We start from the raw sequence: 26,180 nt of genomic DNA on the forward strand, positions 1-26,180 counted from the left end.
GTCCCCTCGGGGAGGCGGCGGGCGACGGCGTATCGTGCCGGCATGACACCGAGCCGGGACACGCGGACACAGTCGGGCGGGACGACGGACGGCGGGGGAGCGATGTGGGCGGCGCGCGCCGCCGACCGGCCCGCGCCCGCCGGGAGCACGCGGGACGGCACCCTCGCCGATCTCCCGCCCGGCGGCGCCGAACCCGACGGCTCCACCGTCGTCCGCGTCCTGTCCTGGAACCTGCGCTCGATGCGCGACGACGAGGACGCCCTCGCCCGGGTCATCCGGGCCTGCCGCCCCGACGTGGTCCTCGCCCAGGAGGCCCCCCGCTTCTTCCGCTGGCGCAAGCACGCCGCCCGCCTCGCCGCCAAGGCCGACCTCGTGCACCTCACCGGCGGCGCCACCGCCAACGGCCCGCTCATCCTGTGCGCCCTGCGGGTCACCCCCGAACGCACCGAGGACGTGCTGCTGCCCCACACCCCCGGCCGGCACCGGCGCGGCCTGGCCACCGCCGTCGTCCGGATCGGCGCGGCCCGCCTCGCCCTCACCAGCGCCCACCTCTCGCTGTACGCCGACGAACGCCCCGAGCAGGCCGCCGCCGCGCTCCGGCTGCCCCAGGCCCCGCCCGGCACCCACCGGATCCTCGCCGGCGACGTCAACGAGACCCCCGACGGACCCGTCTTCCGCACCCTGGCCCGCACCCTGCGCGACTGCCGCGCCGTCACCCCCTGGGGCGAGGAGCACACGTTCCCGGCCGCCGCGCCCGTGAAGCGGATCGACGGGATCTTCGCCGACCCGGGGGTCGAGGTGCTCGGCTGCGGGGTCCCGCGCGGCCTGCGCGGGGTCACCGACGCCGACCTGCGGGCCGCCACCGACCACCTGCCGCTGCTGGCGGCCCTCCGCCTGCCCGCCCCCGGACACGACACCGCCCCGACCCCCTGAGGCGGGGGCCGGGGCGGTACGGGGCGGCGGGCTCAGACCACGGCGCCGCGGCCGGGGTCCTCGTCCTCGTCCTCGCCCTGCGCCATGCGCGCCACGAGGGTCGCGAAGCCGCCGAGGAAGCCGCCGACGCCCAGCGTCGTCAGCCACCAGGTCATGTCCCAGCGCAACAGCACCGCGAGCAACAGCAGCACCGGCCCGCCGATCACGGCGAGCCACGCGAACTTCGCCGTGACGTCCGCCTCCGGCAGCGGGGGCGGCTCGGGCGGCACGAAGTGCCCCTCGTCGGGGTCCTCGCGCGGGGTGAAGTCCCGCGGCCCCGGGGCCGGCGCCCCGCCCCCCACACCGGGGGCGAAGATCACCGAACCGCCCAGGGCGGGCATCCCCGTCGAGGTCGGGCCGGCGGACGCGGTCGGGGGCTTCGCGGGCCCGTCCCCGTCACCCTCGCCCTCCCCGTCCACGCCGTCCTCGGAGCGCCGCGGGGCCGGGGCCTCGGGCACCGCCTTCGCGGCCGGCTCGGGCCGCACGTCCTCCTCGGGCAGCATCAGGGTCTCGATCGGCCGGAACGGGCGGGTGCCCGGCGGGTCCGCCGGTTCCTCCCCGTATCCGGCCACGATCGCGGCCCAGGCCGCCTCCTCGTCCAGCGGTGGCACGCCACCCGCCGGTTCCTCCTGCTCAGCCACCGGTCTCCACCCCCTTCACCGCGTCCGCCACCAGACGCTCGACGAACGCGTGGCTGTCCGCGAAGATCCGCTCCGCGTCGTGGTCCAACGTCGCGACGTGGTAGCTCTGTTCCAACAGGGTCTCCGTCACGTCCGAGGACGACACCCGGGCCAGGATCCGGGCGGAGTCCCGCGGCGAGACCACGTGGTCCCGCGGGCTGTGCAACAGCAGCACCGGCTGGGTCACCTGCGGCAGTTCCCCGTCCAGCATCCGCAGGAACCGGCGCAGCGAGTGCGCGGCCCGGGTGGGGACGCGGGTGTAACCGACCTCCGTCGACCCGGGCTTGGCGATGTCGCTCGCGATGCCGGGGGTGGACCGGACCAGGTGCTTGACGACGGGCAGCGCCACCGCCTTCGGGTCGTGGATCCGGTTGACGGGGTTGACCAGCACGATGCCGGTGATCGCCGCGCCGTGCTTGGCGGCCAGCCGCAGGGTCAGCGCCCCGCCCATGGACAGGCCGAAGACGAACACGTGCCGGCAGCGGGCGGAGAGCTCGCGCAGGGCGCGGTCCACCTCCGCGTACCAGTCCTGCCACTCGGTCAGCTGCATGTCCTGCCAACGCGTCCCGTGTCCCGGGAGCAACGGCACGGACACGGTCAACCCCCGCTCGGCCAGATACTCGGCCCAGGGGCGCATCGACTGCGGGGTACCGGTGAAGCCGTGGCAGAGGAGGACGCCGACCTCTCCGCCCTCGTGGCGGAAGGGCTCGGCTCCGGGGAGGACGGGCACCAGGTTCTCCTTGGATCGCGGGAGGGGGGTGGAACCGGCGGGTGCGGGCCGTGCGTGTTCACGTCGACATCGACGACGTGCGGTGACGCCGTGGTGCCGGAGCGTGGCCGCGCGGTGTGGTCTCGCCGTGTGTCTTCACCGTACGCGACCGTCCCGGCACCGACCAGGGTCGTCGGGCGGCTCCGGGCGAGGCCAGGGGTTAAGGTCTGTTCGACGGACACAGGAAGGCTTTCGAGTTGATCTACGGCGCAATGAAGTTCTCCATCGGCGGGTCCCTGAAGCTCGCCTTCAGGCCCTGGGTGGAGGGCCTTGAGAACATCCCCGCCGAGGGACCGGCGATCCTCGCGAGCAACCACCTGTCCTTCTCGGACTCGTTCTTCCTGCCGGCGGTGCTCGACCGGAAGGTGACCTTCATCGCGAAGGCCGAGTACTTCACCACCCCCGGGGTCAAGGGCAAGCTGACGGCGGCCTTCTTCAAGGGTGTCGGACAGCTGCCCGTGGACCGCTCCGGCGCGCGGGGCGCGGGCGAGGCCGCGATCAAGAGCGGCATCGAGGTCATCGAGCGCGGCGAGCTGTTCGGGATCTACCCCGAGGGCACCCGCTCGCCCGACGGCCGGCTCTACCGGGGCAAGCCCGGCGGCCTGGCCCGGGTGGCCCTGGCCACCGGCGCGCCCGTGATCCCCGTGGCGATGATCGACACGGAGAAGATCCAGCCCCCCGGCAAGGTGGTGCCCAAGCTGATGCGCCCGGGCATCCGGATCGGCAAGCCGCTGGACTTCAGCCGCTACCAGGGCATGGACGGGGACCGCTTCATCCTGCGCTCGGTGACCGACGAGGTCATGTACGAGATCATGAAGCTCTCGGGCCAGGAGTACGTGGACATCTACGCGACGGCCGCCAAGCGGCAGATCGCGGACGCGGAGAAGGCGGAGAAGGCGGCCAAGGACGCGGAGAAGGCGGAGGCCGACGCCGCCGCCAAGGCCGCGAAGGCCGCCACGAAGGACGCCAAGGCCGCCGGGTCCGAGTAGGACCTCGCCGCGCGGTGGGGCCGCGCGGTGCACGGGGGGTGGGAGATGACGGGCCTGCGCGAGCGGGAGAGCGGCCGGGTGACCCGGATGTCGGTGGAGCAGCCGCTGTGGCGGGCGCTGACCGGCTACCGGCTGCTGACGATGGTGTACGCGGTGCTGCTGTTCGCCTCCGCCCACCGCGAGTTCCCGCGCCCCCTGGTGGGCGCGGGCTACCTCGCGGTGCTCGCGGTGTGGACGCTGGCCACGCTGCCGAAGGTGTCCGGCGCGAAGGCGTGCACCCGCCGCTTCCTGGCCTGCGACCTGACGGTGGCGCTGACCGGGATCGTGCTGACGGTGGTCGCCGACACCCCGGAGCGGCTGCACGGGGGCGGGCCCACCCTGCCGACGATCTGGACGGCCGGCGCGGTGCTGGCCTTCGCCCTCAAGGGCGGTTGGCGCTGGGCGATGTTCGCGTCGACGCTGGTCGCGCTCGCCAACATCGGCGTGCAGCGCTGGGCGCCGTCGGCGGACACCCTGCACAACGTGCTGCTGGTGTGGGTGGCCTCGATCGCGATCGGCTACGTGGTGCAGGTGGCCCGGGCCAGTGAGGCCACCCTGGCGCGGGCCCTGGAGATCGAGGCGGCGACCCGGGAGCGGGAGCGGCTGGCCCGGGACATCCACGACGGGGTGTTGCAGGTGCTGGCGATGGTGCACCGGCGCGGCGCGGAGGTCGGCGGCGAGGCCGCGGAGCTGGGCCGGCTGGCGGGGGAGCAGGAGGTGGCCCTGCGGACCCTGATCTCCGGCGGCCTCGGCGCCCCCGCCCCGGCCCGTCCCGCGCCCGACGGCGGCGGGCCCGAGCAGGCCCCCGAGCCCGAGCCGGCCTCCGTGGACCTGCGGGGGCTGCTGGCGCCGTTCGCGGGTTCCCGGGTGAACCTGGCCGAGCCGGGCGCGCCCGTGGAACTGGCGACGCCGGTGGCGCGGGAGTTGGCGGCGGCGGTGGGCGCGGCCCTGGACAACGTGCGCCGGCACGCGGGCGCGCAGGCCCGGGCCTGGATCCTGGTGGAGGACTGGGGCGACGAGGTGATCGTGACGGTCCGCGACGACGGGCCGGGCATTCCGGCCGGCAGGTTGGACGAGGCGGCCGGCGAGGGTCGGATGGGCGTGGCCCTGTCGATCCGGGGCCGGCTGCGGGACCTGGGCGGCAGCGCCGAGGTGGTGTCGGTGCCCGGTCAGGGCACCGAGGTGGAGTTGACGGTGCCCAAGGGCGCGCAGGGAAGGGACGGGGCATGACGGACGGGACGACGGGTGACGCGGGGGTCGGCGGCGAGCGGCCGATCCGGGTGATGGTCGTGGACGACCACCCGATGTGGCGGGACGCGGTGGCCCGGGACCTCGCGGCGGCCGGCTGCGAGGTGGTGGCCACGGCCGGGGACGGCCCGCAGGCGGTGCGCCGGGCCCGCGCGACCCGGCCCGAGGTGCTGGTGCTGGACCTGAACCTGCCGGGGCTGCCCGGGGTCGCGGTCTGCAAGCAGCTCGTGGACGGGGAGCCGGGGGCGCCCCGGGTCCTGGTGCTGTCGGCGAGCGGCGAGCACGCGGACGTGCTGGAGGCCGTGAAATCGGGGGCCACGGGCTACCTGCTGAAGTCGGCGGGGGCGCAGGAGCTGATCGACGCGGTGCGCCGCACCGCCGTGGGCGACCCGGTGTTCACCCCGGGCCTGGCCGGGCTGGTGCTGGGGGAGTACCGGCGGCTGGCCACCGAGCCCGTCCCGACCGCCGAGGACGGCCCCGACCGGCCCCGGCTCACGGACCGGGAGACGGAGGTGCTGCGGCTGGTGGCCAAGGGCCTGTCGTACAAGCAGATCGCGGAGCGGCTGGTGATCTCGCACCGCACCGTGCAGAACCACGTCCAGAACACCCTGGGCAAGCTCCAGCTCCACAACCGGGTGGAACTCGTCCGCTACGCCATAGAGCGGGGCCTGGACGACCCGGCCTGAGCGCGCGGGCGGCCGCCCCGGATCGTATGGTGACAAACGGATCGTGGCCGCCCGTACCCGTGAATCTGGAGCGAACGTGGACATCCTGGCATTCGGCGTGACGGCCGACGAGAAGCCCATGCTGGAGCGCGCCTTCGGCGAGGCCCACCAGGTGCGCTGCCTGGAGGTCTTCCTCAGCGAGGACACCGCCCCCATCGCCGCCGGCTACGAGGTCATCTCCTCCAGCGTCAACGCGGACCTCAGCGGCACCGTGCTGCGCCGCCTCGCCGCCGGCGGCACCCGGATGATCGCCCAGCGGTCCACCGGCTTCAACAACATCGACCTGGCCACGGCCCGCGAACTCGGCCTCACCGTCGCCCGCGTCTCCTACTACTCGCCCTACTCGGTGGCCGAATTCGCCTGGACCCTCGCGATGGCCGTCAACCGCCGGATCGTCCGCGCCTCCAACCGCACCCGCGACTTCGACTTCCGCCTCAACGGCCTCATGGGCCGCGACCTGCGCGGGCGCACCGTCGGCGTGCTCGGCACCGGCAAGATCGGCGAGGCATTCACCCGGATCGCCCACGGCTTCGGCATGAACCTCCTCGGCTGGGACGTGGCCCAGAACCCGGCCTGCCTCGAACTCGGCATGAAGTACGTGGACAAGGACGAGCTCTTCGCCTCCGCCGACCTGATCAGCCTGCACGTGCCGCTGCTCGACTCCACCCACCACATCGTGGACGCCGAGGCCCTGCGCCGCATGAAGGACGACGCGATCCTCGTCAACAGCAGCCGCGGCGGCCTCGTGGACACCGCGGCCCTCGTCTCCGAACTGCGCACCGGCCGCTTCACCGGCGTCGGCCTCGACGTGTACGAGGCGGAGGCCGGGCTGTTCTTCCTCGACAAGTCCCTGGAGGCCGTCGAGGACGACACCCTGGCCCGCCTGATCACCTTCCCCAACGTCGTGGTCACCTCACACCAGGCGTACTACACCCACGACGCGGTCGGGCAGATCATCGACACCACCGTCGCGAACGTGGCCGACTACCTCGCCGGCCGCCGCTCCGAGAACACCCTCAGCCCCGCCGCGGACTGACCCCCTTGGCGGCTCCCCTCGCGGCTCCCGTCGTGACCAGGGCCAGCAGCTCCGCCACCAGCTCCGCGCCCCGCAGGGTCAGCACCGACTCCGGATGGAACTGCACCCCCGCGAGGCCGCCGCCGGCCGACCGCAGCGCGTGCACCTCCCCGGTCCGCGCGTCCCGCGCCACCTCCACCCCGCGCGCCGCCAGGCCGGCGGCGGCCGCGTCCTCGCACACGGCCGTGAACGTGTTGTAGAAGCCCACCGTCTCCGCCCGCCCGAACAGGTCCACCGTCACCTGCGCGCCCTGAGCCGGCTCCGCCTTCCGGACCAGCGGCAGCCCGAGGGCCTCCGCGATCAGCTCGTGCCCCAGGCACACCCCCAGCAGCCCGTGCCGGTGCCCCGCCACCAGCTCCCCGGCCAGCTCCCGCAACCGCGCCAGGCGCGGATCCCCGACGGCCGTCGGATCACCCGGACCGGGGCCCAGCACGATCGGCCCCCGGTGCGCCCGGGCCGCCGCCCCCAGCCCCGGGTCGTCGTGCCGCAGGATCCGCACCCCGCTGCCCGCCACCCGCAGCACGTGCGCCAGCATCGCCGTGAACGTGTCCTCCCCGTCCACCAGCAGCACCTCGCCCACCGGCGCCCCGACGGGCTCCCGCAGCCGCAGCCAGAACGGCGCCAGGTCCCGCCGCCGCGCCGCCAGCGCCGCCGCCACCCGCGGGTCCTCGGCCCACCGCGCCCGCGCCCCCGCCGGCGCCGTCCCGCCCGACCCGAGCGCCGCCGGGTGCGCCGGCACGCCCAGCGCGGCCAGCACCCCGGCCGCCTTCGCGTGGGTCTCCGCCACCTCCGAGGCCGGATCCGAATGCCGCACCAGCGTCGCCCCCACCGGCACCCGCAGCGACCCGTCGGCCGCGATGTCCGCCGTCCGGATCAGGATCGGCGAGTCCAGCGTCGCCCGCCCCTCCCCGTCCCGGCCCAGCAGCGCCAGCGCCCCCGCGTAATAACCCCGGCCACCGCTCTCGTACCGGCGGATCACCCGGCACGCGTTCTCCACCGGCGAGCCCGTCACGGTCGCCGCGAACATCGTCTCGCGCAGCACCTCCCGCACGTCCAGGCTGCTGCGCCCCCGCAGCTCGTACTCCGTGTGCGTCACGTGCGCCATCTCCCGCAACCGGGGCCCCACCACCACCCCGCCCAGGTCCCCGACCGCGCACATCATCTTCAGTTCCTCGTCCACCACCATCGACAGCTCGTCGATCTCCTTGCGGTCGCCGAGGAACGCGAGCAGGGACTCCGCGTCCGGGCCCGAGGCCGGGTGCCGCAGGGTGCCGCTGATCGGGTTCATCACCACCGTCCCGCCCGAGGCCCGCACGTGCACCTCCGGCCCCGCCCCCACCAGCGTCCGCTCCCCGGTGTGCACCACGAAGGTCCAGTACGCCCCCCGCTCCCCGCGCAGCAGCCGACCGAACAGGGCGAGCGCGTCCGAGCGGTCGAAGCCCTCGATCCGCCCCTCGTAGGTCCGGCGGATCACGAAGTTGGCGCCCTCGCCGCGCCCGATCTCGTCCGCGATCACCCGGGCGACGGTGTCGGCGTACGCGGCGTCCGAGACGTCGAAACCACCGCCGGTGACCTCCGGCCGGTGCGCGGGCAGGGCGGCGAGCACCTCGTCGAGCGGCAGCGCGTGCGCCTCCTCGGCCACCAGCACCGACAGCGGGGTGCCGTCGTCGGTGACCTCGAAACCGCGCTCGCGGATCTGCCGGAAGGGCACGAGGGCCAGCGAGCCGAGCGGCCCGATCGGCAGCTCGGCCAGCCGCTCGACCTCGCGCACCGGACCGGTCAGCACCTCCACCACCTCCCCGGCCCCCGGCAGTCCGGGGGTGCGGCGGCGCAGCAGCGCGAACGGCGGGTGGTCGGGCCGGGCCAGCGCCGCGAGCAGCTCGGCGACGGACGTGGCGGCGGACGTGGCGGTGGGTGCGGGCGTGGGTTCGGACATCGGGGGTCCCCTCGTGGAGTGGTTCGGAGGGCGGCCCGGCTCCGGTGGACCCGGAGAAACACGAAAGGCCGCCCTGGGGCGGCCTTCGCGCGTCGTACTCGTCAGTGGGTACGCGTCGGGGGTGGGCCGCCGGGAGCGGGCCACCACCAGGAAAGGTCGGCGTACGCGTACATGCCGAGGACCCTAACGCACCCGGCGACCGGCGCGCGCCGTTTCCCGCCCGGCGATTTTCGAGAGTCGCGTCTCACCTGTCGGGCGCGTGGCCGGACCACTCGGCGGACGCCGTAATGTGTACGAGGTGACCGTGAAAGCAGAAACCCACGCCCTCGCCGACAAGGCGACCTGGCGAGACCTTCCCGCGGCGCAGCAGCCTTCGTACCCCGATGTCGAGGCCCTGCGCGCAGTCGTCGCGGACCTCGAATCGTATCCTCCGCTCGTGTTCGCGGGTGAGTGCGACCAGCTGCGCGCCCGTCTGGGAGCCGTCGCCAAGGGCGAGGCGTTCCTGCTTCAGGGCGGCGACTGCGCCGAGGCGTTCGACGCCGTGTCCGCCGACCACATCCGCGCCAAGCTGAAGACGCTGCTCCAGATGAGCGCCGTCCTGACCTACGCGGCCTCCGTGCCCGTGGTCAAGGTCGGGCGCATCGCGGGCCAGTACTCCAAGCCGCGTTCCAAGGACACCGAGACCCGCGACGGCGTCACCCTGCCGACCTACCGCGGCGACTCCGTCAACGGCTTCGCCTTCACCGAGGAAGCCCGGATCCCGGACCCCGAGCGGCTGAAGCGGATGTACCACGCCTCCGCCTCGACCCTGAACCTGGTGCGCGCCTTCACCACCGGCGGTTACGCCGACCTGCGCCAGGTGCACGCCTGGAACCAGGACTTCGTGAAGTCCTCGCCCTCCGGCCAGCGCTACGAGCAGCTCGCCCGCGAGATCGACAACGCGCTGAACTTCATGAAGGCGTGCGGCACCGACCCGGCCGAGTTCAAGGCCGTGGAGTTCTACGCCTCGCACGAGGCGTTGCTGCTGGACTACGAGTCGGCGCTGACCCGCGTGGACTCCCGCACCGGCAAGCTCTACGACACCTCGGGCCACATGGTCTGGATCGGCGAGCGCACCCGCCAGCTCGACCACGCGCACATCGAGTTCTGCTCGAAGATCTCGAACCCGATCGGCATCAAGCTCGGCCCCACCACCTCCGTGGACGAGGCCCTGACCTACGTCGACCGCCTCGACCCCGAGCGCGAGCCCGGCCGCCTGACCTTCGTGGTCCGCATGGGCGCCGACAAGGTCCGCGACAAGCTCCCCGAGCTGGTCGAGAAGGTCACCGCCTCCGGCGCGGTCGTGGCCTGGGTCACCGACCCGATGCACGGCAACACCTTCGAGGCGGCCTCGGGCCACAAGACCCGCCGCTTCGACGACGTGCTCGACGAGGTGAAGGGCTTCTTCGAGGTCCACAAGGCGCTCGGCACCCACCCGGGCGGCATCCACGTGGAGCTCACCGGCGACGACGTCACCGAGTGCGTGGGCGGCGGCGACGAGATCTTCGTCGACGACCTGCACCAGCGCTACGAGACCGCCTGCGACCCGCGGCTCAACCGCAGCCAGTCGCTGGACCTCGCGTTCCTCGTCGCCGAGATGTACCGCGACCAGTAAGAGCCGGCGAGAGACACCGGCACGACGCGATCAGTTCGGTCGTTCCCACGACGATGGGGCGCGGATCCCTGTGATCCGCGCCCCATCGGCGCATCCCCGCTTTTAGGCAACCCTAAGTTTGGGTACGGTTAGGTAAGCCTCACCGAATAGGGGATCCGCGTGTACGTCTGCTCTTGCTTCGGGGTCACCGACCAGCAGGTCAAGGACCACGCGTCGAACGGCGCCTGCACCCCGCGCCAGATCGCCTCGGCCACCAAGGCCGGGACCGACTGCGGGTCCTGCGTGCGCGCCATCCAGGGGATACTCGGGCGCGGCGCGTGCCCCCGGCGGAGCCTGATGGACAAGGGCCGCTCGGCCGCCGCCGCCCTGGCCCCCGAGGCGGAACTGCCCGGACCGGGCGAGCCGACCCCCGCGCCCGCGATCCCCGCGTCCCCCGCGATCGTGCCCGTGGTCCCGCCGGCCGTCGCCCCGGCCGTCCCGCTGATCCCCGCCGCCTGAGCGCCCCGGGGGGCCCGCGTCAGCTGGGCTGTTCGATGAGCTGCGCGATGTAGAGGGGCTCGCCGAGGGACTCGATCAGTTCGAGCTGGGTGTCGAGGTAGTCGATGTGGTGCTCCTCGTCCTCCAGGATGTCCTCGAAGAGCCGCGCCGAGGTGATGTCGCCCTTGCCGCGCATGACCTCGATGCCGCGCTTGAGGCGGTCGATGGCCTCGACCTCCACCTGACGGTCGGCCTGGAACATCTCGGTGACGGTCTGGCCCACGCGGACGTGGAAGAGCCGCTGGTAGTTCGGCAGCCCGTCGAGCATGAGGATCCGCTCGGTGAGCTTGTCCGCGTGCTTCATCTCGTCGATGGACTCCTCGCGGGTGTACTTCGCGAGCTTGGTCCAGCCCTTGTTGTCCTGGATGCGGTAGTGCAGCCAGTACTGGTTGATCGCGGTCAGCTCACCGGTGAGCTGTTCGTTCAGGAATTCCAGGACCTCGGGGTCGCCCTGCATGGCAGAGGCTCCTTCCGCGTGCATGTGTTCCGGCAGGTGCCGCGCATCCTTCCACCGCCGCCGGGGGTCGTCCAGTAAGTGCGTCCTTAGTGCGAGATGGCATGGAATGCCCGTTCGGACGCGGACTGGTCATGACCACCCCACCGGGTCTGTCACCATGGAGACATGGGTCAGCCGGAAAGCCGGGTCACGCCGGACGCAGAGCAGCCGGCGCTTTCGGCGCTACCCCCGGGGCAGCGGCTCCAGCGCGGCTGGCCGGTCACCCATTACGGGCCCGTTCCCAAATTTCGTCCCGAACGCTGGGAGTTCCGCGTCTTCGGGGCCACCGCCGACGGCGAGAAGCACTGCTGGAACCACGAGGAGTTCTCGGCGCTGCCCTTCACCTCGGTCGTCGCCGACCTCCACTGCGTCACCAAGTTCAGCATGCTCGGCGCCGAGTGGGGCGGGGTCTCGGCCGCCGAGATCCTGCGCCTGGCCCCGCCGTCCCCGCAGGTCACGCACGTGATGGTGTGGGCCGAGTACGGGTTCAGCTCGAACATGCGGCTGTCCGACTTCGCCTCCGAGCGGACCGTCTTCGCCACCCACCAGGGCGGCGCCCTGCTGACCGCCGAGCACGGCTTCCCGCTCCGCCTGGTCGTGCCGCACCTCTACGCGTGGAAGGGCCCCAAGTGGGTCCGGGGCGTGGAGTACATGACGGCCGACCGGCGCGGGTTCTGGGAGGAGCGCGGGTACCACAACATCGGCGACCCGTGGCGCGAACAGCGCTATTCGTACCAGGAGGAGCCCGGGGACGGGCCCGAGTTCTGAGGGTGTGCGCACGGCGCCGGCGGAGGGTTCCGCCGGCGCCGTCCGCGTGTTCGGGGCGCGCGTGTCGCACCGCCCGCCGGCCGCCCGCTCAGTGGGCGTGCCCGCCGTGGTGGGCGTGCACCACCGCGTGCCCCTTGCCCCGGCCGATCAGCCACCGGTTGACGGGGGTGGTGAGCACGAAGGCGGCGGCCAGGGCGATGACCAGCACCACCCAGAACAGGCCGTCCGACAGGTGCGCGTCCATCGCGCCCGGCCACAGGGCGATCACCCCGTTGTCCACGAGCTCCATCACCGCGATCGAGACGGTGTCGGCGGCCAGCGCCACCCGGATCGCCGCGCCGAGCCCGAGGCCCGAGCGCAGCACCCCGCGCAGGGTCAGGGCGTAGCCGAAGACGAAGGCCAGGGCGATGGCCAGGACCATCGTGGCGGCGTTGCCCCAGCCCAGGGCGGTGCCGAGGATCATGCCGAGCACCTCGCCGATGGCGCAGCCGGTGAGGCAGTGCAGGGTGGCCTTCGCGGCCATGGCCCAGGAGACGGGCGCGCGGCCGGGCCGGTGGTGCGCGTGCTCGTGCTGTGCGTGCTCGTGGTGCTCGTGCGTGCTGTGCTCGTGCGTGCTGTGTTCGTGGTTCACGGCAGCCCCCGGATGTGACGGTGCGACGGTTCGACGCACACGTGAACCGTATACCCCCCGGGGGTATTCCCTCAATGAGTTCCGCGGAGCTCCTTCAGCAGCGCGATGTCCCCCGCGTGCCCCTCCTTGCCGCCCGGCGTCTCGATGATCAGCGGCACCCCGGCCGTCTCCGGGTGCCCGCACAGCTCCGCGAAGGCGTCCGCCCCGATGTGCCCCCGCCCGATGTTCGCGTGCCGGTCCCGGCGCGCGCCGACCTCCGCCTGCGAGTCGTTCGCGTGGATCAGCCCCAGCCGGCCCGGCCCGACGGTGTCCACCAGCTCGTCCAGGGTCCGCTTCACCTCGCCCGGTTCGGCCAGGTCGTGCCCGGCGGCGAACACGTGACAGGTGTCGAGGCAGACCCCGAGCCGCTCGTGCCGGTCCAGGGCGTCGAAGTACGGGCCGAACTCCTCCATCCGCCCGCACAGCGAGGAGCCCTGCCCGGCCGTGGACTCCAGCAGCAGCCGAGGGTCCTCGGGGTGGGTCAGCTCGTCCAGCAGCGGCAGCAGGTGTTCGCGCAGCTGTCGGTACGCCTCCGCGCGCGGCCGGCCCCCGGTGGCCGAGCCGGTGTGCACGACCACGCCGAGCGCCCCGATCTCCCGGCCTCGGCGCAGGCTGTGCCGCAGCGACTCCACCGAGCGCTCCACCGTGGCCGGGGTGTGCGAACCGAAGTTGATCAGGTAGGGGGCGTGCACGTAGGCCGGGATCCCGGCCGCCGCGCACTGCTCGCGGAACGCCTCGTCCTGGGCGGGCCGGCCCACCGGCGTGGCCCAGCCGCGCGGGTTGGCCACGAACACCTGCACCGCCTCGGCGGCCAGCTCACGGGCGTAGGAGAGGCCGACGGACGCCAGTCCGCCGGCGACGGGCACGTGCCCGCCGACCGGATTGCGCAGCACGTGCTTCCTCGTTCGTTCGCGGATCACCGAAAAGCGGTGATCACAGGGTCTTGGTGCGGATGACGACCTGCGAGCCCTGGGGGGCGCTCTGGCCGGCCACCGGGTTCTGGGCGTCGACGGTGTCGGAGAAGGACAGCAGCGGCCGGTCCACCTTCACGGTGAACCCGGCGGCCTCCAGGACCTTGCGGGCGTCGTCCACCTTCTGCCCGGTCACGCTCGGCACCGGCACCTGCTTGGGGCCCTTGGAGACCGTCAGCGTCACCGTGTCCCCGGCCGCGGCCTGGGCGTCGGCCGCCGGGTCCTGCACGGCGACGGCGCCGGCGGGCTGCGCGGACTCGACCTGCTCGGGCGCCACCGTCACCTTCAGCCCCAGGGCCTCCAGGGCCGCCTTCGCCTGGTCAGGCTGCTGCCCGACCACGTTCGGCACCGGCACCGGTTTGCCCTTGCTCAGCACGAGCGCCACCGCCGAGTCCGGGGCCTTCATGGCCCCGCCGCGCGGATCGCTGGAGACCACCGAGCCCTTCGGCAACTCCTCCGAGAAGGCGTCCGAGACCACCCCGGCGGCCAGTCCGGCCTTCTTCAGGGCGGCCTTGGCCTGGTCCAGGGTCATGCCCTTGAGGTCGGGCACGGCCACCGTCTCGGGACCCCGCGAGATCACCAGGGTGATCGAGCCGTTGCCCCGGATCCGGGCGCCGCCGGCCGGGTCGGTCTCCATCACGGTGCCGCGCGGGAAGCTGTCGCTGTACTTCCGGTCGATCCGGTTCACGCCGAGACCGGACGCGTCCAGGGCCTTGCCGGCCTCGGCCTCCGTCTTGTTCAGCAGGTGCGGGACCCGGGTGAACTGGCCCGAGGAGATGTACCAGACCCCGGCGCCGCCGCCGACGATCAGCACCAGCGCCACGATCACCGCCCACACCCCGCGCGAGGGCCCGCGCCCGCGCGGCCGGGCCGGCGGTCGGGCGTGGTCGGCGCCGTAGGACTCCACGGGCAGCGAGCTCAGCCGCGAGGTGTGCTCGCGGCCGTGCCCGGGGCCCTCGGCCGGGATCCGGGGCAGCACCCCGGTCCGGGCCTCCGCGTCGCCGCCGGGACCGACGCCGACGGGGCCGGCGGCGATGGGGCGCGGGATGACGCCCGTGCGGTCCTCGGACCCGGCGTGGGACTCGGCGCGGGCCGCCGGCGGGTCCGCGTCCAGCTCCTGCTCCGAGAGTCGCGAGCGGGCCTCGATCGAGCGGCCCAGCAGCCCGGCCGCGTCGGCCGGGCGCCCGCGCGGGTCCCGGGCGGTGGCCAGGGAGACCAGGGTGTCCAGGGCCGGCGCGAGGCCCGGGACCAGGGTGGAGGGGGCGGGCACGTCCTCGTGCAGGTGCCGGTAGAGGATCTGGGCCGGGTTGCCGCCGGAGTGCGGTTTGCCGCCCGTGAGCATCTCGAAGAGCACCACGCCGCACGCGTACACGTCGGCGCGGGCGTCGACCGTGCCGTGCTCGATCTGCTCGGGGGCCAGGTAGGAGACCGTGCCCAGCACCGAACCGGTGGTGTTGGTGTTCGCGTCCACGCTGCGGACCAGACCGAAATCGGCCACCTTGACCCGGCCGTCGTCGCCGATCAGCACGTTCTCGGGCTTCATGTCCCGGTGCACGAACCCGGCCCGGTGGGCCGCGCCGAGGGCGGCCAGCACCGGTTCCAGGATGTCCAGGGCGGCCCGGGGGCGCAGCGCGCCGCGTTCGCGCAGCACGTCGCGCAGGGTGCAGCCGGAGACGTACTCCATCGCCAGGTACACGAAGGGCCCGTCGGCGCCCTGGTCGAACACGGCCACCACGTTGGGGTGCGCGAGCCGGGCCACCGACTTGGCCTCCCGGATGAACCGGTCGACGAACCCGGCGTCGGCCGCGAGCTGCGGGTGCATCACCTTCAGGGCGAGCACGCGGTCGAGGCGCAGGTCCACGGCGCGGTAGACCGTGGCCATGCCGCCCGCCGCGATCCGGGCGTCGACGCGGTACCGGCCGTCGATCACGCGCCCGACGAGAGGGTCTTCAAGGGTCTGGTCCACGCGGAGAGTCTACGAGGACCGCCCCCGACCCCGGCCGGCACCGGCCGGGCTTGCAGCCGGGCTGTGACGAGGCCGACCCCCGATCGCGACCGGCGGCCGGCCCCCTCGGGGCGCGCGACGCGGGCCGATCAGAACGCGGGCAGCTCCGGGTCGTGGTCGCGGTCCCGCTCCGGGTCGAGGGCGGCCCGGCCCTCGACGGGGGAGGAGGCCAGGGCGAACCGGCGGGTCGGGATCCGGCCGGCGCGGTGGGCCAGCCGGCCCGCCTTCACGGCGTGCCGCATCGCCTCCGCCATCGTCACCGGCTCCTGGGCCCGGGTCACCGCCGAGGCCAGCATCACCGCCGCGCAGCCCAGCTCCATCGCCTGGGACACGTCCGAGGCGGTGCCGGCGCCCGCGTCGAGGATCACCGGGACCCCGGCCCGCTCCACGATCAACTCGAAGTTGTGCGGATTGCGGATGCCCAGGCCGGAGCCGATGGGGGAGCCCAGCGGCATGATCGCCGCGCAGCCCACGTCCTCCAGCTTGCGGGCCAGCACCGGGTCGTCGTTGGTGTACGGCAGCACCGTGAACCCGTCGTCCACCAGGGTCTCGGCCGCCGCCAGCAGCTCCTCCCCGTCGGGCAGCAGGGTCCGCTCGTCGGCCATCACCTCCAGCTTGACCCAGTCCGTGCCCAGCGCCTCGCGGGCCAGCCGCGCGGTCAGCACGGCCTCGCCGGCGGTGTAGCAGCCCGCCGTGTTCGGCAACACCTGAACGCCCAGCTCGGACAGCACGCCGAGCACCGAGCCGGCCACGTTCGGGTTCAGCCGGCGCATCGCGACGGTGGTCAGCTCGGTGCCGGAGGCCACCAGGGCGCGCCGGAGCACGTCCAGGCTCGGCGCCCCGCCGGTGCCCATGATCAGTCGGGAGGAGAAGGTGCGCCCGCCCAGTTCGAGGAGGTCGTCGGCCACGGCTCAGCCCCCCTGCACGGCGGTCAGCACCTCGACCCGGTCCCCGCTCGCGAGCGGGGTGTGCGGCCAGCGGCCGCGCGGGACGACGGTCTCGTTGAGGGCCGCGGCCACCCCGGAGGGGGCGGTGGTCAGCGCGGCGACCACGGTGGCCAGGTCGGTGCCGGGGGCCACGGTGCGCGGCTCCCCGTTCACCGTGATCGAGTGCTCGGCGTCGCTCATGCGGTCAACTCCTGACGTGCGGGCGCGGGGAAGCGAAGGGGCGAGAAGGGGCGGGCGTGCTCGGGCAGCGCCCCGGTGAGGAGGGTCTCGGCCATGACCTCCCCGGTGATCGGGGTGAGCAGCACCCCGTTGCGGTAGTGGCCGGTGGCCAGCAGCAGGTCCGGCAGGGCGCTCGGGCCGAGCAGCGGCGCGTTGTCGGGGGAGGCGGGGCGCAGGCCGGCGCGGGTCTCCACGAGCGGCAGCTCGGTGATCCCGGGCACCAGCTCGTGGGCGTCGCGCAGCAGCTCGTAGACCCCGCCGGCGGTGACGGTGGTGTCCCAGCCCTGCTCCTCGCTGGTCGCGCCGAGCACGAGCTCCCCGTCCTCGCGCGGCACCAGGTAGACCTGCCCGCCGCGCACCACGGCGCGCACGGTACGAGAGAGGAACGGGCGGTAGGCGGTGGGCACCCTCAGGCGCAGCACCTGCCCCTTGACCGGGCGGATCGGCACGGCCACCTCCTCGGGCAGCCCGGGCAGGTGCCCGCTCTCGCTGCCGGCGGCCAGCACGACCCGGTCGGCGCGCGGCGCGGTGCCGTCGGACAGCAGGGCGCCGCTCGCCCGGTCGCCCTCGGTCAGCAGCCGCTCAGCGGAGACCCGGGCGAACCGGACCCCGGCCCGGTGGCAGGCCACCAGGAGGGCGTCGGCGAGCCGGCGCGGGTCCACCTGGTGGTCGCCGTCCACGCGCAGCCCGCCGCGCACCCCGGGGGCGAGCATCGGCTCCAGCCGGCGGCACTCGCGGCCGGTGAGCCACTCGGAGTCCAGGCCGCAGCGGCGCTGGAGGGCGTGCAGCTCGCGCAGGTGCAGCCGGTCGTCGGAGTCGAGGGCCACGGCCAGGGTGCCGCAGGCCCGGTAGCCGACGTCCATGCCGCCGGTGGCCTCGGCCAGTTCGGCGACGAAGGCCGGATAGCGCTCGGCGGAGGCCAGGTTGAGGGCGAGCAGGGTCTCCTCGCCGTGGTGCAGTTCGGTGACGGCGGCCAGCATCCCGGCCGCGACCCGGGCCGCGCCCCCGGCCGGGTCCGGATCGACCACGGTCACGGACAGGCCCTCGCGGGCCGCCCGCCAGGCCGTGACCAGACCGATGACGCCGCCCCCGATGACGAGGACGTCGGCGCCCGCGGGGGTGCGGGCGTGCGTGGTGGATGGCATGGGCGTCCAGCCCCTCCCTTCGCCGGCATGACCCGGATCAGGTTCGTACGGTCGGAGGCCGGCCAGCCTCCCTCTCAGTCCGGTGCGCCCGGACTCCCGCGATGGGTAACGACCGCCAGCGTAACCCCCGCCCGGAACGGCCGGTAAGGCACCCGCCCCCGGGCCCCGCCCGCGCGCCGCGCACCCCCGGGATTCCTGATGGTTCGTCAGATGGCTAGGCTGGGCCCGTGAGCGACGCAACCACGCAGACCCAGGACCAGGCCCGGCCGAGCGGCACCGCCCCGGACCCGGCCGCCCCCGTCATCGTCGTCGGCGCCGGCATGGCCGGGGTGCAGACCGCCGTGGCCCTGCGCGAGGTCGGGCACACCGGCCCCGTCCTCCTCCTCGGCGCCGAACCCCACCAGCCCTACGACCGGCCCCCGCTCTCCAAGGCCGTCCTCCTCGGCAAGGCCGAATCCGCCGCCTTCGAGATCGACTTCGCCGCCCTCGACATCGACCTCCGCCTCGGCGTCGAGGTCACCGCCGTGCGCGCCGCCGACCACGCCGTCGACACCACCGCCGGCCCGCTGCCCTACCGCGCCCTCGTCCTCGCCACCGGCGCCACCCCCCTCACCCTCCCCGGCACCGAGGGCCGCCCCGGCGTGCACCTCCTGCGGACCCTCGACGACGCCCGCCGGCTGCGCCCGATCCTCGCCGCCGGCGCCCGCCTCGTCGTGGTCGGCGCCGGCTGGATCGGCGCCGAGTTCGCCACCGCCGCCCGCGCCGCCGGCTGCTCCGTCACCGTCGTCGAGGCCGCCGACCGCGTCCTGGCCGGCGCCCTGCCCGCCGAGGCCGCGGACGCCATGGCCCGCTGGTACGCCGAGGCCGGCGCCGAACTCCTCACCGGCGTCCGCGTCGAGTCCGTCACCGACGGAGCCGTCCGCCTCGCCGACGGCCGCGAACTCCCCGCCGACGCCGTCGTCGTCGGCATCGGCGCCCGCCCCGCCACCGACTGGCTCGCCGCCACCGGCGTCACCCGCGACCCCGACGGCGCGATCACCGCCGACGCCCACCTGCGCACCGACCTGCCCGACGTGTACGCCGTCGGCGACTGCGCCTCCTTCCCCTCCGCCCGCTACGGCACCCGCCTCCTGGTCCACCACTGGGACAACGCCCTCCAGGGCCCCCGCACCGTCGCCCGGCACCTCACCGCCCGCCTCGCCGGCACGGACACCGCCGAGCTGCCCGCCCACGACCCCGTGCCCTACTTCTGGTCCGAGCAGTTCGGCCGCTTCGTCCAGTACGCCGGACACCACACCCCCGCCGACACCCTCGTCCGCCGCGGCGACCCCGCCGACCCCGAGGCGGCCGGCTGGACCCTGTGCTGGCTGCGCCCCGACGGCACCCTCGGCGCCCTCCTCAGCGTCGGCCGCCCCCGCGACCTCGCCCAGGGCCGCAAGCTCATCGAGTCCGGCGCCCGCCCCGACCCGGCCGTCCTCGCCGATCCGAGCGTCGCCCTCAAGGCCGTCCCCACCCTCTGAGCACCCCCGCCGGAAGGCCCCCGTCCGCCCGGCCGGGGGCCCTCGGCTACCGGCACCCCGCGAGAGCCGGCAGGCTTGGCACCGTGACCGAGATTGACACCAAGATCGACGAGCTCGTCCCCGCGTGGCTCTACCTCCCCGACATCGCCGAAATGCTGGACGTGCAGGTGACCAAGGTCCGCCAGCTCGTCAAGGAGGGCCAGCTCATCGCCGTCCGACGCGGCGAGAACCGCTCCCTGCAGGTCCCCGCGGCCTTCATCGACGGCGACAAGCTGACCAAGGGCCTCACCGGACTGCTCACCCTGCTCCGCGACGACGGCTTCTCCGAGGACGAGATCCTCGAATGGCTGTTCACGCCGGACCCGACCCTGCCCGGCACCCCCGCCCAGGCCCTGAGTGAGAATCGCGGCACGGAGGTGAAGCGCCGCGCCCAGGCGCTCGCCCTGTAACCGGACCACACCACGCCGTCGCCGCGCGCGCCCACCCGGGCCCGCGCGGCGCCGCGCGCCAGCCCAGGGGGTACCCGCCAGATGACCACGCCCGCCCGCGCCGCACTGACCGACGCCCGGCTCTACCTGTGCACGGACGCCCGCACCCGGCAGGGGGACCTCCCCGAGTTCCTCGACGCCGTCCTCGCCGCCGGCGTGGACATCGTCCAGCTCCGCGACAAGAACCTCGAAGCCGGCGAGGAACTCGAACTCCTGCCGCTCTTCGCCGAGGCCGCCGCCCGACACGGCCGGCTCTTCGCCGTCAACGACCGCGCCGACGTGGCCCACGCCGCCGGCAGCCCCGTCCTCCACCTCGGACAGCGGGACCTCCCCGTCCCCGCCGCCCGCGCGATCCTCGGCCCCGACGTGCTCATCGGCCGCTCCTGCCACGCCCCCGCCGAAGTGGACGCCGCCGCCGCGCAGCCCGGCGTGGACTACTACTGCACCGGCCCCTGCTGGCCCACCCCCACCAAGCCCGGCCGCCACGCCCCCGGCCTCGACCTCGTCCGGCACGCCGCGAAGACCGCCGGCGACCGCCCCTGGTTCGCCATCGGCGGCATCGACGCCGGCAACCTCGACGAGGTCCTCGAAGCGGGCGCCCGCCGCGTCGTCGTCGTCCGCGCCATCACCGAGGCCGAGGACCCCGCCGCCGCCACCGCCGACCTGGCCCGCCGGATCCGCGCCCACGCCCTCTGACCGGCCCGACGCGTGTTCGGGCGACGTGTGTCCAAAAACCTGTCCATCAAATGGACACCGCTTCGGACCCCGCCGCGACCCGTCTAACCTGCACTCATGGCCCATGGAACCGCTTCGACCCGTACCGACCGCGCCCGCACGGTCCGCGACATGCTGTCCTCGGGCCGGCCCTCGTGCTCCTTCGAGTTCTGGGCGCCCAAGACGGAGAAGGGCGAACGCAACCTCTGGAACGCGCTCCGCCGCGTCGAGGCCGTCGCCCCCTCCTTCGTCTCGGTCACCTACGGCGCGGGCGGTTCCACCCGGGGCGGCACCGTCAAGGCCACCCAGGAGATCGCGGCCGACACCACCCTGACCCCGGTCGCCCACCTCACCGCCGTCGGGCACTCCATCGCCGAGCTGCGCCACGTCATCGGCCAGTTCGCCGACGCCGGCATCCGCAACATGCTCGCCGTGCGCGGGGACCCGCCGGGCGACCCCATGGGCGAGTGGGTCGAGCACCCCGAGGGCGTGCGCTACGCCGCCGACCTCGTCCGGCTGCTCAAGGAGTCCGGGGACTTCTGCGTCGGCGTGGCCGCGTTCCCCGAGATGCACCCCCGCTCCGCCGACTGGGATTCGGACATCCGGCACTTCGTGGACAAGTGCCGGGCCGGCGCCGACTACGCGATCACCCAGATGTTCTTCGATCCGGAGAACTACCTCCGGCTCCGCGACCGGGTCGTCGCGGCGGGCTGCGAAACCCCGATCATCCCCGAACTCATGCCCGTTGTGAGCGCGCGACAGCTCGAACGCCTGCCCTCCCTCAGCAACGCGGTCTTCCCCGAGACCGTCAAAGAACGCATGCTCGCGGTCAAGGACGACCCGGCGGCTGTACGCTCCATTGGCATCGAGTTCGCCACGGAGTTCGGCGCGCGACTGCTGTCCGAGGGTGTCCCGGGACTGCACTTCATCACGCTGAACAACTCCACGGCGACCTTGGAGATCTACGAGAACCTGGGTCTGCACACGCGGGCCTGATCCGGCCGTACCCGTGGACGGCCGTACCGAGAGGGGCCAGGCATGGGGATGACGGTCCTCTACTGCGCGTTCGTCGCCGTGGCGCTGTGGCTGTTGGCCGAGGTGCTGCTCCAGTACAAGGCGCGCCTGCGGTGGCGCCTCCTCGCCTTCGCGGGCTTCCTCGCCGTCGTCGCCGGCGTGCTGCTGTCCTCGCTGGTCGTCATCGGCGCGGGCACGGCCGCCTTCGCCGTCGGCCAGGCCGTGGTGACGCTCTCCTTCCGCAAGGGCTTCGAGGCGGGCTGGGCCCTGCGCCGGGACCGCAAGGGCCGGCTGAAGAAGGACGCGACGGGGGAGCGACACGCCTCGGGAGGCCGGCGCCGCGGCGGCGCCCCCGCCCCGGCCGGCCCGGCGGCCCCGCCCGTCCCGCCCGCCCCCGAGACCGCCGAGATGCCCGCCTGGGACGCCGACGCGGACGCCTTCGCGCCCTACGCCGCCGACCGCACCCGCACCGACCTCGGCGCGCCCTACGCGGAGCACGAGGACCGCGGCGTGTGGTCCCCGGCCGCCGGCGACCCCTCGGTCACCGCGCCCTTCGCCTCCCCTTTCACCACCGCCGAGCAGGACGCCCACCAGTACGCCCCCGGCGTCGCCCCGGCCGCCCACCCCGGCGGCTGGGAGGATGACCGGCAGTACGCCTCCCAGGGCGGCTACCCCTACGCCGTGGACCCCTACGCCCCGCAGTACGGCATGGACACCCCGCCCGGCGGCATCTGGGTGCCCCAACAGCGCGGCACCGAGGGCGAGGGCGACCCGTACGGACAACAGGCCGCCGCCCAGCAGCAGCAGTTGGAACAGCAACAGCAGCAGTGGGCGCGGCAGGCCCGGGGCGAGGACCCCTACGGACAGGGCTACCCGCAGCAGGACACCGGCGAGTACGGCCAGTACCGCCCCTGACCCCGCCGCGCGGAGGGCTCACGGCTCAGCGCGAGCCTCGGAACTCCGCGCCCTCCACGATCAGCCCCGCCACCAACGCGCCCGTCATCCCCGCGTGCGGCAGCCCGCCGCCCGGGTGCGCCCAGCCGCCCGCCAGCCACAGGCCGGGCAGCGGCCCGGTGTTGGACGGGTACAGCCACGCGCCGGAGCCGCCGGCGAGCACGGGCGGCGGCACGGCCCCGCCCCGGGCCCCGGTCTCGGCGGCCACGTCGGTCGGGGTGTGCGGGTGGGCCCACAGCAGGCGCGCGTCGAGGTCGGGCACCGCCCGGCGGGCCGCCGCGAGCAGCTCCTCCGTGCGGTCCCCCGGCTCGCCCGCCGGGCAGCTCGTGCGCACCGTGACCGCCTCGTGCCCGGGGTCGGGCACGCACGCCGGGTCCTCGGGCCGCAGCACGGTGACCGCGGAGTCCGGGCCGTGCACCAGGGTGCGGTGGACGGTGTCGGCGGGCCGGGGCCCGCGCAGGGCCAGGAAGAGGCTCTGCCGGCTCGTGGCGGGCTCGCGCGGGGGCACGGCGTCGGGGGAGGGCAGGCCCGGCGGGGGCTCGGGCAGGGACAGCGGGTCCACGGCGCACACCACGTGGTCGGCGGGGACCTCGGAGCCGTCGGCGAGCCGCAGCCCGGCCGCCCGGCCGTCGGCCACGAGCACCCCGCGCACGGGGGAGTCGAAGACGAACGCGACCCGCCGCTCCAGGCACCGCTCGTACAGGGCCTCGGCCAGGGCCCGCATCCCGCCCCGCACGTACCAACTGCCGAAGGTCTGCTCCATGTAGGGCAGGATCGCGGCCGAGGCGGGCACCCGGGCCGGGTCCAGGCCGTGGGCGCGGGCCTCGCCGGTGAGCAGGGCGGCGAGCGGGCGGCCCAGTTCGCGGTCGGCGACCTCGGCGAGGGTGGGCGGGCGGCGGCGCAGCAGCCCGCTGCCGCGCAGCGCCGGGTAGGGGTCGCGGTCGGCCAGATCCCGCCAATTGGGCCACAGGGGCTCCTCCAGCAGGGGCCGGCGGCTGCGGTCCCAGGCGGTGCGGGCGCGCACCATGAACTCGCTCCAGCGGGCGCCGGCGCCCGCGCCGAGGGCGGTGTCGAGGACGGCGGCGACCCCGCCGCGCGAGGCGTTGGGGAGGGTGACGGCGGTGCGCCCGTCGGCCAGGAGGTGGCGGACGGCCGGGTCCACCTGCACCAGCTCGACGCGGTCCTCCAGGGGCCGCTTGCCGGTCTTGACGAACAGGTCGCGCTGGACGGCGGGCAGGGTCAGCAGGCCGGGTCCGGTGTCGAAGGAGAACCCGTCGCGGGAGTACCGGCCCAGGGCGCCGCCGGGGCCGGGGCCGCGCTCGTGGACCGTCACCGTGTGCCCGGCCACCGCCAGTCGCGCCGCCGTCGCCATCGCGCCCGTGCCGGCGCCGATCACCGCAATTCGTGCCATGCCAGGAGCCTAACGGGGTGCCCGGCGGGCCCCGGAACCGCAGGTCACTCCCGGGGCGGGGGGACCGGTCCGGAGCGGAGGGCGGCGGCGCGCCGTTCCTCGCGGCGCTGCGCGCGGCGGCGCAGGAAGCGGCGGATCCGGCGCCAGAGCCAGATCACCAGCAGCACCCCGGCGAGCAGCAGCACCCCGGCGATGATCGCGGCGGGCAGCGGGTGGAAGATCGCGAAGCTGACCAGGCCGGCGACGCCGAGGTCCTCGGCGATGGAGATCGCGATGTTGCTGAAGGGTTCGGGGGAGGTGTTGACGGCCATCCGGGTGCCGGCCTTGACCAGGTGGCTGGCCAGGGCGGTGGAACCGCCGACGGCGCCGGCCGCGACCTCGGGCAGGGAGCCGTTCTGGCCCGCGAGGAGGGCGGCGATCACCGCGCCGGACAGCGGGCGGATCACGGTGTGCACCGAGTCCCACATCGAGTCCACGTAGGGGATCTTGTCGGCGACGACCTCGCAGAGGAACAGCACGCCGGCCACGATGAGCACGTCGGGGCGCTGGAGGGCGGCGGGGACCTCGTCGGTCACGCCGCTCGCGCCGAACAGGCCGAGCAGGAGGACCACCGCGTAGGCGTTGATCCCGCTGGCCCAGCCACTGGTGAAGACCAGGGGGAGCACACTCATCCGGTCATCATGCCGCAGCGCGCGGGCCCCGCCCAAGGGCGGTCCGGTGCGCCGGAAGAGTGGTGTGCGATCCGACGCCCGAGGGGGTGACCGAACGGGTGTCGGTCACCCCCTCGGGGGAGTCGGCGGGGCGATGAGCGGACTCACTGCCCCTGTTGTTCGTCGCGGCGGCGCTGCCACCGCTGCTCGATCCGGCCCATCATGTTCCGGCGCTGCCGCCCACTGGGGGCGGCCCGGCCGGTGGGGTCCGTCGCGGGTTGCGCTCCGTTCTTGGGGGCCTTGCGCCACCCGGTGACGGCGAGCACCGCACACCCCAGCATGACGAGGAAGCCCAGCACACTGACGCTGATCCACAGGGGGTCGGTCGCACCGACCACCATTCCGGTCATGAGGAGCGCGATACCCACCAGAAAGCCGGCGACCGCCTGATACACCCGTCGTCGGGTGTACGTACGCAGCCCGCTTCCCTCAAGCGCTGTCGCGAACTTGGGATCTTCGGCGTACAGCGCTCGCTCCATTTGCTCGAGCATTCGCTGCTCGTGCTCCGAGAGCGGCACGGGAGTCCTCCTCATCCGTCGGTCGCGGGGCCGGCGACCGGGGGTCCCCTTCAGGATAGGCAGGGAAACGCCCCCGTGAAACCCGCCCCTCAACGCCACATCGCCCAAACCGTACCGTCGGGTGGCGGGTCGTTGGGGGCTTATTCCCCATCGTCCCGGCCGTCATGCCGGCCGGTTCCCTCGATCATACGGGCCCGGCACCCGGAACGGATGGTCTGGTCAGGCGTTCTTGTCCGCGAGTACGTGCAGCCGGCCGGCGATCGCGTGGAAGGCCGGGAGCTCGGCGGCGGCCTCCTCCAGACGCAGCAGGGCCTCCGCCGCGCCGGGCTCGGTGTCCACCAGCACGCCGGGGACGAGGTCGGCGAAGACGCGCACCCCGTGGACGGCCGCCACGCTCAGGCCGGCCTCGGTCACCAGGGCCGACAGGCTCTCGGCGGTGAAGCGGCGCGGGACCGGGTCGCCCGAGCCCCAACGGCCCGAGGGGTCGGTCAGCGCGGTGCGGGCCTCGGTGAAGTGGCCGGCCAGCGCGCGGGCCAGCACGGCCCCGCCGACGCCGGCGCCGAGCAGGCTCAGCACCCCGCCGGGCCGCAGGGCGGCGGCCACGTTCGCGATGCCTTCGGCGGGCTCGTCCACGTACTCCAGCACGCCGTGGCAGACCACCGCGTCGTACGCCTCGCGCTCCACCACGTCCAGCAGGCCCTGCGCGTCGCCCTGCACCCCGCGCACCAGGTCGGCCACGCCGGCCTCGGCGCTGCGGCGCTCCAGCCCGAAGAGGGCGTTGGGGCTCGGGTCCACGACCGTGACCCGGTGGCCCAGGCGGGCGATCGGCACGGCGAAGCGGCCGGTGCCGCCGCCGGTGTCGAGCACGTCGAGGGACTCGCGGCCGGTCGCCTTCACCCGACGGTCGAGGGCCTCCTTGAGCACCTCCCACACCACTGCGGTGCGGAGGGCGGCACGGGGGCGGGAAGTGTCCGACACGACTGATGGCTCCTCGGCGCGGTAAGGC

Annotated in this window: 27 protein-coding genes and 1 riboswitch; of the genes, 13 read left to right on the top strand and 14 right to left on the bottom strand. The window is 74.4% G+C overall.

All coding sequences use genetic code 11. The annotated features are described in order from the left end of the window. Window positions 1–102: 102 nt before the first annotated feature. Entirely contained in the window at window positions 103–933 is an 831-nt protein-coding gene (locus ACN20G_RS19915) for an endonuclease/exonuclease/phosphatase family protein (RefSeq protein ID WP_424215597.1), read from the top strand. 32 nt (window positions 934–965) lie between these two features. Here ACN20G_RS19915 and ACN20G_RS19920 read toward each other — a convergent pair whose 3' ends face one another. Together ACN20G_RS19920 and ACN20G_RS19925 are read right to left on the bottom strand one after the other, a co-directional pair. Further along, window positions 966–1,613, bottom strand: coding sequence for a hypothetical protein (locus ACN20G_RS19920; protein ID WP_424214151.1), 648 nt, complete (start codon window positions 1,611–1,613; stop codon window positions 966–968). Beyond that, on the bottom strand, window positions 1,606–2,382 hold the full coding sequence (locus tag ACN20G_RS19925; protein ID WP_424214152.1) for an alpha/beta hydrolase: 777 nt from the start codon (window positions 2,380–2,382) through the stop codon (window positions 1,606–1,608). The genes ACN20G_RS19920 and ACN20G_RS19925 overlap by 8 nt, the downstream gene beginning before the upstream one ends. 236 nt (window positions 2,383–2,618) lie before the next feature. Between ACN20G_RS19925 and ACN20G_RS19930 the strand changes: the two genes are divergently transcribed. From ACN20G_RS19930 to ACN20G_RS19945, 4 genes are all read left to right on the top strand, one after another. Continuing rightward, entirely contained in the window at window positions 2,619–3,410 is a 792-nt protein-coding gene (locus ACN20G_RS19930) for a lysophospholipid acyltransferase family protein (RefSeq protein WP_424214153.1), read from the top strand. Window positions 3,411–3,455: 45 nt separating this feature from the next. Continuing rightward, window positions 3,456–4,679 (top strand): MacS family sensor histidine kinase, encoded by a 1,224-nt coding sequence (gene macS / locus ACN20G_RS19935; protein WP_424214154.1) that lies wholly within the window; start codon window positions 3,456–3,458, stop codon window positions 4,677–4,679. Then, window positions 4,676–5,383, top strand: a complete 708-nt coding sequence (locus ACN20G_RS19940) for a response regulator (protein WP_424214155.1) — start codon at window positions 4,676–4,678, stop codon at window positions 5,381–5,383. The genes macS and ACN20G_RS19940 overlap by 4 nt, the downstream gene beginning before the upstream one ends. Before the next feature lie 76 nt (window positions 5,384–5,459). Beyond that, window positions 5,460–6,458 (top strand): 2-hydroxyacid dehydrogenase, encoded by a 999-nt coding sequence (locus tag ACN20G_RS19945; RefSeq protein ID WP_424214156.1) that lies wholly within the window; start codon window positions 5,460–5,462, stop codon window positions 6,456–6,458. Here ACN20G_RS19945 and ACN20G_RS19950 read toward each other — a convergent pair. After that, on the bottom strand, window positions 6,439–8,433 hold the full coding sequence (locus tag ACN20G_RS19950) for an anthranilate synthase family protein (RefSeq protein ID WP_424214157.1): 1,995 nt from the start codon (window positions 8,431–8,433) through the stop codon (window positions 6,439–6,441). The two genes, ACN20G_RS19945 and ACN20G_RS19950, sit on opposite strands and share 20 nt — an antisense overlap. A 304-nt stretch (window positions 8,434–8,737) precedes the next feature. Between ACN20G_RS19950 and ACN20G_RS19955 the strand changes: the two genes are divergently transcribed. Further along, window positions 8,738–10,087: a class II 3-deoxy-7-phosphoheptulonate synthase gene (locus ACN20G_RS19955; protein WP_424214158.1), complete on the top strand. Its 1,350-nt coding sequence runs from the start codon at window positions 8,738–8,740 to the stop codon at window positions 10,085–10,087. Between the two features lie 159 nt (window positions 10,088–10,246). Continuing rightward, window positions 10,247–10,585, top strand: a complete 339-nt coding sequence (locus tag ACN20G_RS19960) for a (2Fe-2S)-binding protein (protein ID WP_424214159.1) — start codon at window positions 10,247–10,249, stop codon at window positions 10,583–10,585. 19 nt (window positions 10,586–10,604) lie between these two features. Here ACN20G_RS19960 and bfr read toward each other — a convergent pair whose 3' ends face one another. Next, window positions 10,605–11,081, bottom strand: coding sequence for a bacterioferritin (gene bfr / locus ACN20G_RS19965; RefSeq protein ID WP_424214160.1), 477 nt, complete (start codon window positions 11,079–11,081; stop codon window positions 10,605–10,607). Window positions 11,082–11,246: 165 nt separating this feature from the next. Here bfr and ACN20G_RS19970 point away from each other — a divergent pair, with 165 nt between their 5' ends. Then, entirely contained in the window at window positions 11,247–11,888 is a 642-nt protein-coding gene (locus tag ACN20G_RS19970; protein ID WP_424214161.1) for a sulfite oxidase-like oxidoreductase, read from the top strand. Between the two features lie 88 nt (window positions 11,889–11,976). Here the strand turns inward: ACN20G_RS19970 and ACN20G_RS19975 are convergent, their stop codons facing one another. The 6 genes from ACN20G_RS19975 to thiO all read right to left on the bottom strand — a co-directional run bounded on the left by ACN20G_RS19975 (window position 11,977) and on the right by thiO (window position 17,845). Beyond that, window positions 11,977–12,519: a DUF4396 domain-containing protein gene (locus ACN20G_RS19975; RefSeq protein WP_424214162.1), complete on the bottom strand. Its 543-nt coding sequence runs from the start codon at window positions 12,517–12,519 to the stop codon at window positions 11,977–11,979. A gap of 71 nt (window positions 12,520–12,590) precedes the next feature. Next, window positions 12,591–13,451 (bottom strand): deoxyribonuclease IV, encoded by an 861-nt coding sequence (locus ACN20G_RS19980; RefSeq protein WP_424214163.1) that lies wholly within the window; start codon window positions 13,449–13,451, stop codon window positions 12,591–12,593. 40 nt (window positions 13,452–13,491) lie between these two features. After that, entirely contained in the window at window positions 13,492–15,495 is a 2,004-nt protein-coding gene (pknB, locus tag ACN20G_RS19985) for a Stk1 family PASTA domain-containing Ser/Thr kinase (protein ID WP_424214164.1), read from the bottom strand. Between the two features lie 128 nt (window positions 15,496–15,623). Then, entirely contained in the window at window positions 15,624–16,442 is an 819-nt protein-coding gene (locus tag ACN20G_RS19990) for a thiazole synthase (RefSeq protein ID WP_424214165.1), read from the bottom strand. Between the two features lie 3 nt (window positions 16,443–16,445). Beyond that, complete coding sequence (gene thiS, locus ACN20G_RS19995; protein WP_424214166.1) at window positions 16,446–16,661, bottom strand: sulfur carrier protein ThiS; 216 nt, start codon at window positions 16,659–16,661, stop codon at window positions 16,446–16,448. After that, on the bottom strand, window positions 16,658–17,845 hold the full coding sequence (gene thiO, locus ACN20G_RS20000) for a glycine oxidase ThiO (protein WP_424214167.1): 1,188 nt from the start codon (window positions 17,843–17,845) through the stop codon (window positions 16,658–16,660). Before thiO ends, thiS begins: the two co-directional genes overlap by 4 nt. Next, a riboswitch (TPP riboswitch) is annotated at window positions 17,843–17,955 on the bottom strand. (Overlaps the previous gene by 3 nt.) Window positions 17,956–18,165: 210 nt before the next feature. Here thiO and ACN20G_RS20005 point away from each other — a divergent pair. The 5 genes from ACN20G_RS20005 to ACN20G_RS20025 all read left to right on the top strand — a co-directional run bounded on the left by ACN20G_RS20005 (window position 18,166) and on the right by ACN20G_RS20025 (window position 22,496). After that, entirely contained in the window at window positions 18,166–19,365 is a 1,200-nt protein-coding gene (locus ACN20G_RS20005) for an NAD(P)/FAD-dependent oxidoreductase (RefSeq protein WP_424215598.1), read from the top strand. An 83-nt stretch (window positions 19,366–19,448) separates the two neighbouring features. Then, on the top strand, window positions 19,449–19,814 hold the full coding sequence (locus ACN20G_RS20010; RefSeq protein ID WP_424214168.1) for an Rv2175c family DNA-binding protein: 366 nt from the start codon (window positions 19,449–19,451) through the stop codon (window positions 19,812–19,814). An 81-nt stretch (window positions 19,815–19,895) separates the two neighbouring features. Beyond that, entirely contained in the window at window positions 19,896–20,549 is a 654-nt protein-coding gene (gene thiE, locus ACN20G_RS20015) for a thiamine phosphate synthase (RefSeq protein WP_424214169.1), read from the top strand. Between the two features lie 96 nt (window positions 20,550–20,645). Further along, window positions 20,646–21,563, top strand: a complete 918-nt coding sequence (gene metF / locus ACN20G_RS20020; protein WP_424214170.1) for a methylenetetrahydrofolate reductase [NAD(P)H] — start codon at window positions 20,646–20,648, stop codon at window positions 21,561–21,563. A 42-nt stretch (window positions 21,564–21,605) separates the two neighbouring features. After that, on the top strand, window positions 21,606–22,496 hold the full coding sequence (locus ACN20G_RS20025; RefSeq protein WP_424214171.1) for a hypothetical protein: 891 nt from the start codon (window positions 21,606–21,608) through the stop codon (window positions 22,494–22,496). A gap of 25 nt (window positions 22,497–22,521) precedes the next feature. Here ACN20G_RS20025 and ACN20G_RS20030 read toward each other — a convergent pair whose 3' ends face one another. The 4 genes from ACN20G_RS20030 to ACN20G_RS20045 all read right to left on the bottom strand — a co-directional run bounded on the left by ACN20G_RS20030 (window position 22,522) and on the right by ACN20G_RS20045 (window position 26,152). Further along, window positions 22,522–23,946: a phytoene desaturase family protein gene (locus ACN20G_RS20030; protein ID WP_424214172.1), complete on the bottom strand. Its 1,425-nt coding sequence runs from the start codon at window positions 23,944–23,946 to the stop codon at window positions 22,522–22,524. A 44-nt stretch (window positions 23,947–23,990) separates the two neighbouring features. Beyond that, window positions 23,991–24,617 (bottom strand): DUF4126 domain-containing protein, encoded by a 627-nt coding sequence (locus ACN20G_RS20035; protein ID WP_424214173.1) that lies wholly within the window; start codon window positions 24,615–24,617, stop codon window positions 23,991–23,993. A gap of 143 nt (window positions 24,618–24,760) precedes the next feature. After that, window positions 24,761–25,174 carry a DUF3040 domain-containing protein gene (locus ACN20G_RS20040; RefSeq protein ID WP_424214174.1) on the bottom strand — a complete coding sequence of 138 codons (414 nt, stop codon included), beginning with the start codon at window positions 25,172–25,174 and terminating at the stop codon, window positions 24,761–24,763. Between the two features lie 219 nt (window positions 25,175–25,393). Then, a complete protein-coding gene (locus ACN20G_RS20045) occupies window positions 25,394–26,152 on the bottom strand; it encodes a methyltransferase (RefSeq protein WP_424214175.1) in 759 nt (252 codons plus the stop codon). Window positions 26,153–26,180 lie beyond the last annotated feature (28 nt).

This window comes from Streptomyces dryopteridis, from assembly GCF_049606955.1.
In the GTDB taxonomy this organism is placed as follows: Bacteria; Actinomycetota; Actinomycetes; order Streptomycetales; family Streptomycetaceae; genus Streptomyces.

Coding starts and splice junctions, on each gene's coding strand:
- ACN20G_RS19915 (WP_424215597.1), top strand. CDS start 103: ATGTGGGCGGCGCGCGCCGCCGACCGGCCCGCGCCCGCCGGGAGCACG.
- macS (WP_424214154.1), top strand. CDS start 3,456: ATGACGGGCCTGCGCGAGCGGGAGAGCGGCCGGGTGACCCGGATGTCG.
- ACN20G_RS19940 (WP_424214155.1), top strand. CDS start 4,676: ATGACGGACGGGACGACGGGTGACGCGGGGGTCGGCGGCGAGCGGCCG.
- ACN20G_RS19950 (WP_424214157.1), bottom strand. CDS start 8,433: ATGTCCGAACCCACGCCCGCACCCACCGCCACGTCCGCCGCCACGTCC.
- bfr (WP_424214160.1), bottom strand. CDS start 11,081: ATGCAGGGCGACCCCGAGGTCCTGGAATTCCTGAACGAACAGCTCACC.
- ACN20G_RS19970 (WP_424214161.1), top strand. CDS start 11,247: ATGGGTCAGCCGGAAAGCCGGGTCACGCCGGACGCAGAGCAGCCGGCG.
- thiS (WP_424214166.1), bottom strand. CDS start 16,661: ATGAGCGACGCCGAGCACTCGATCACGGTGAACGGGGAGCCGCGCACC.
- thiO (WP_424214167.1), bottom strand. CDS start 17,845: ATGCCATCCACCACGCACGCCCGCACCCCCGCGGGCGCCGACGTCCTC.
- ACN20G_RS20005 (WP_424215598.1), top strand. CDS start 18,166: ATGGCCGGGGTGCAGACCGCCGTGGCCCTGCGCGAGGTCGGGCACACC.
- thiE (WP_424214169.1), top strand. CDS start 19,896: ATGACCACGCCCGCCCGCGCCGCACTGACCGACGCCCGGCTCTACCTG.
- metF (WP_424214170.1), top strand. CDS start 20,646: ATGGCCCATGGAACCGCTTCGACCCGTACCGACCGCGCCCGCACGGTC.
- ACN20G_RS20025 (WP_424214171.1), top strand. CDS start 21,606: ATGGGGATGACGGTCCTCTACTGCGCGTTCGTCGCCGTGGCGCTGTGG.
- ACN20G_RS20030 (WP_424214172.1), bottom strand. CDS start 23,946: ATGGCACGAATTGCGGTGATCGGCGCCGGCACGGGCGCGATGGCGACG.
- ACN20G_RS20035 (WP_424214173.1), bottom strand. CDS start 24,617: ATGAGTGTGCTCCCCCTGGTCTTCACCAGTGGCTGGGCCAGCGGGATC.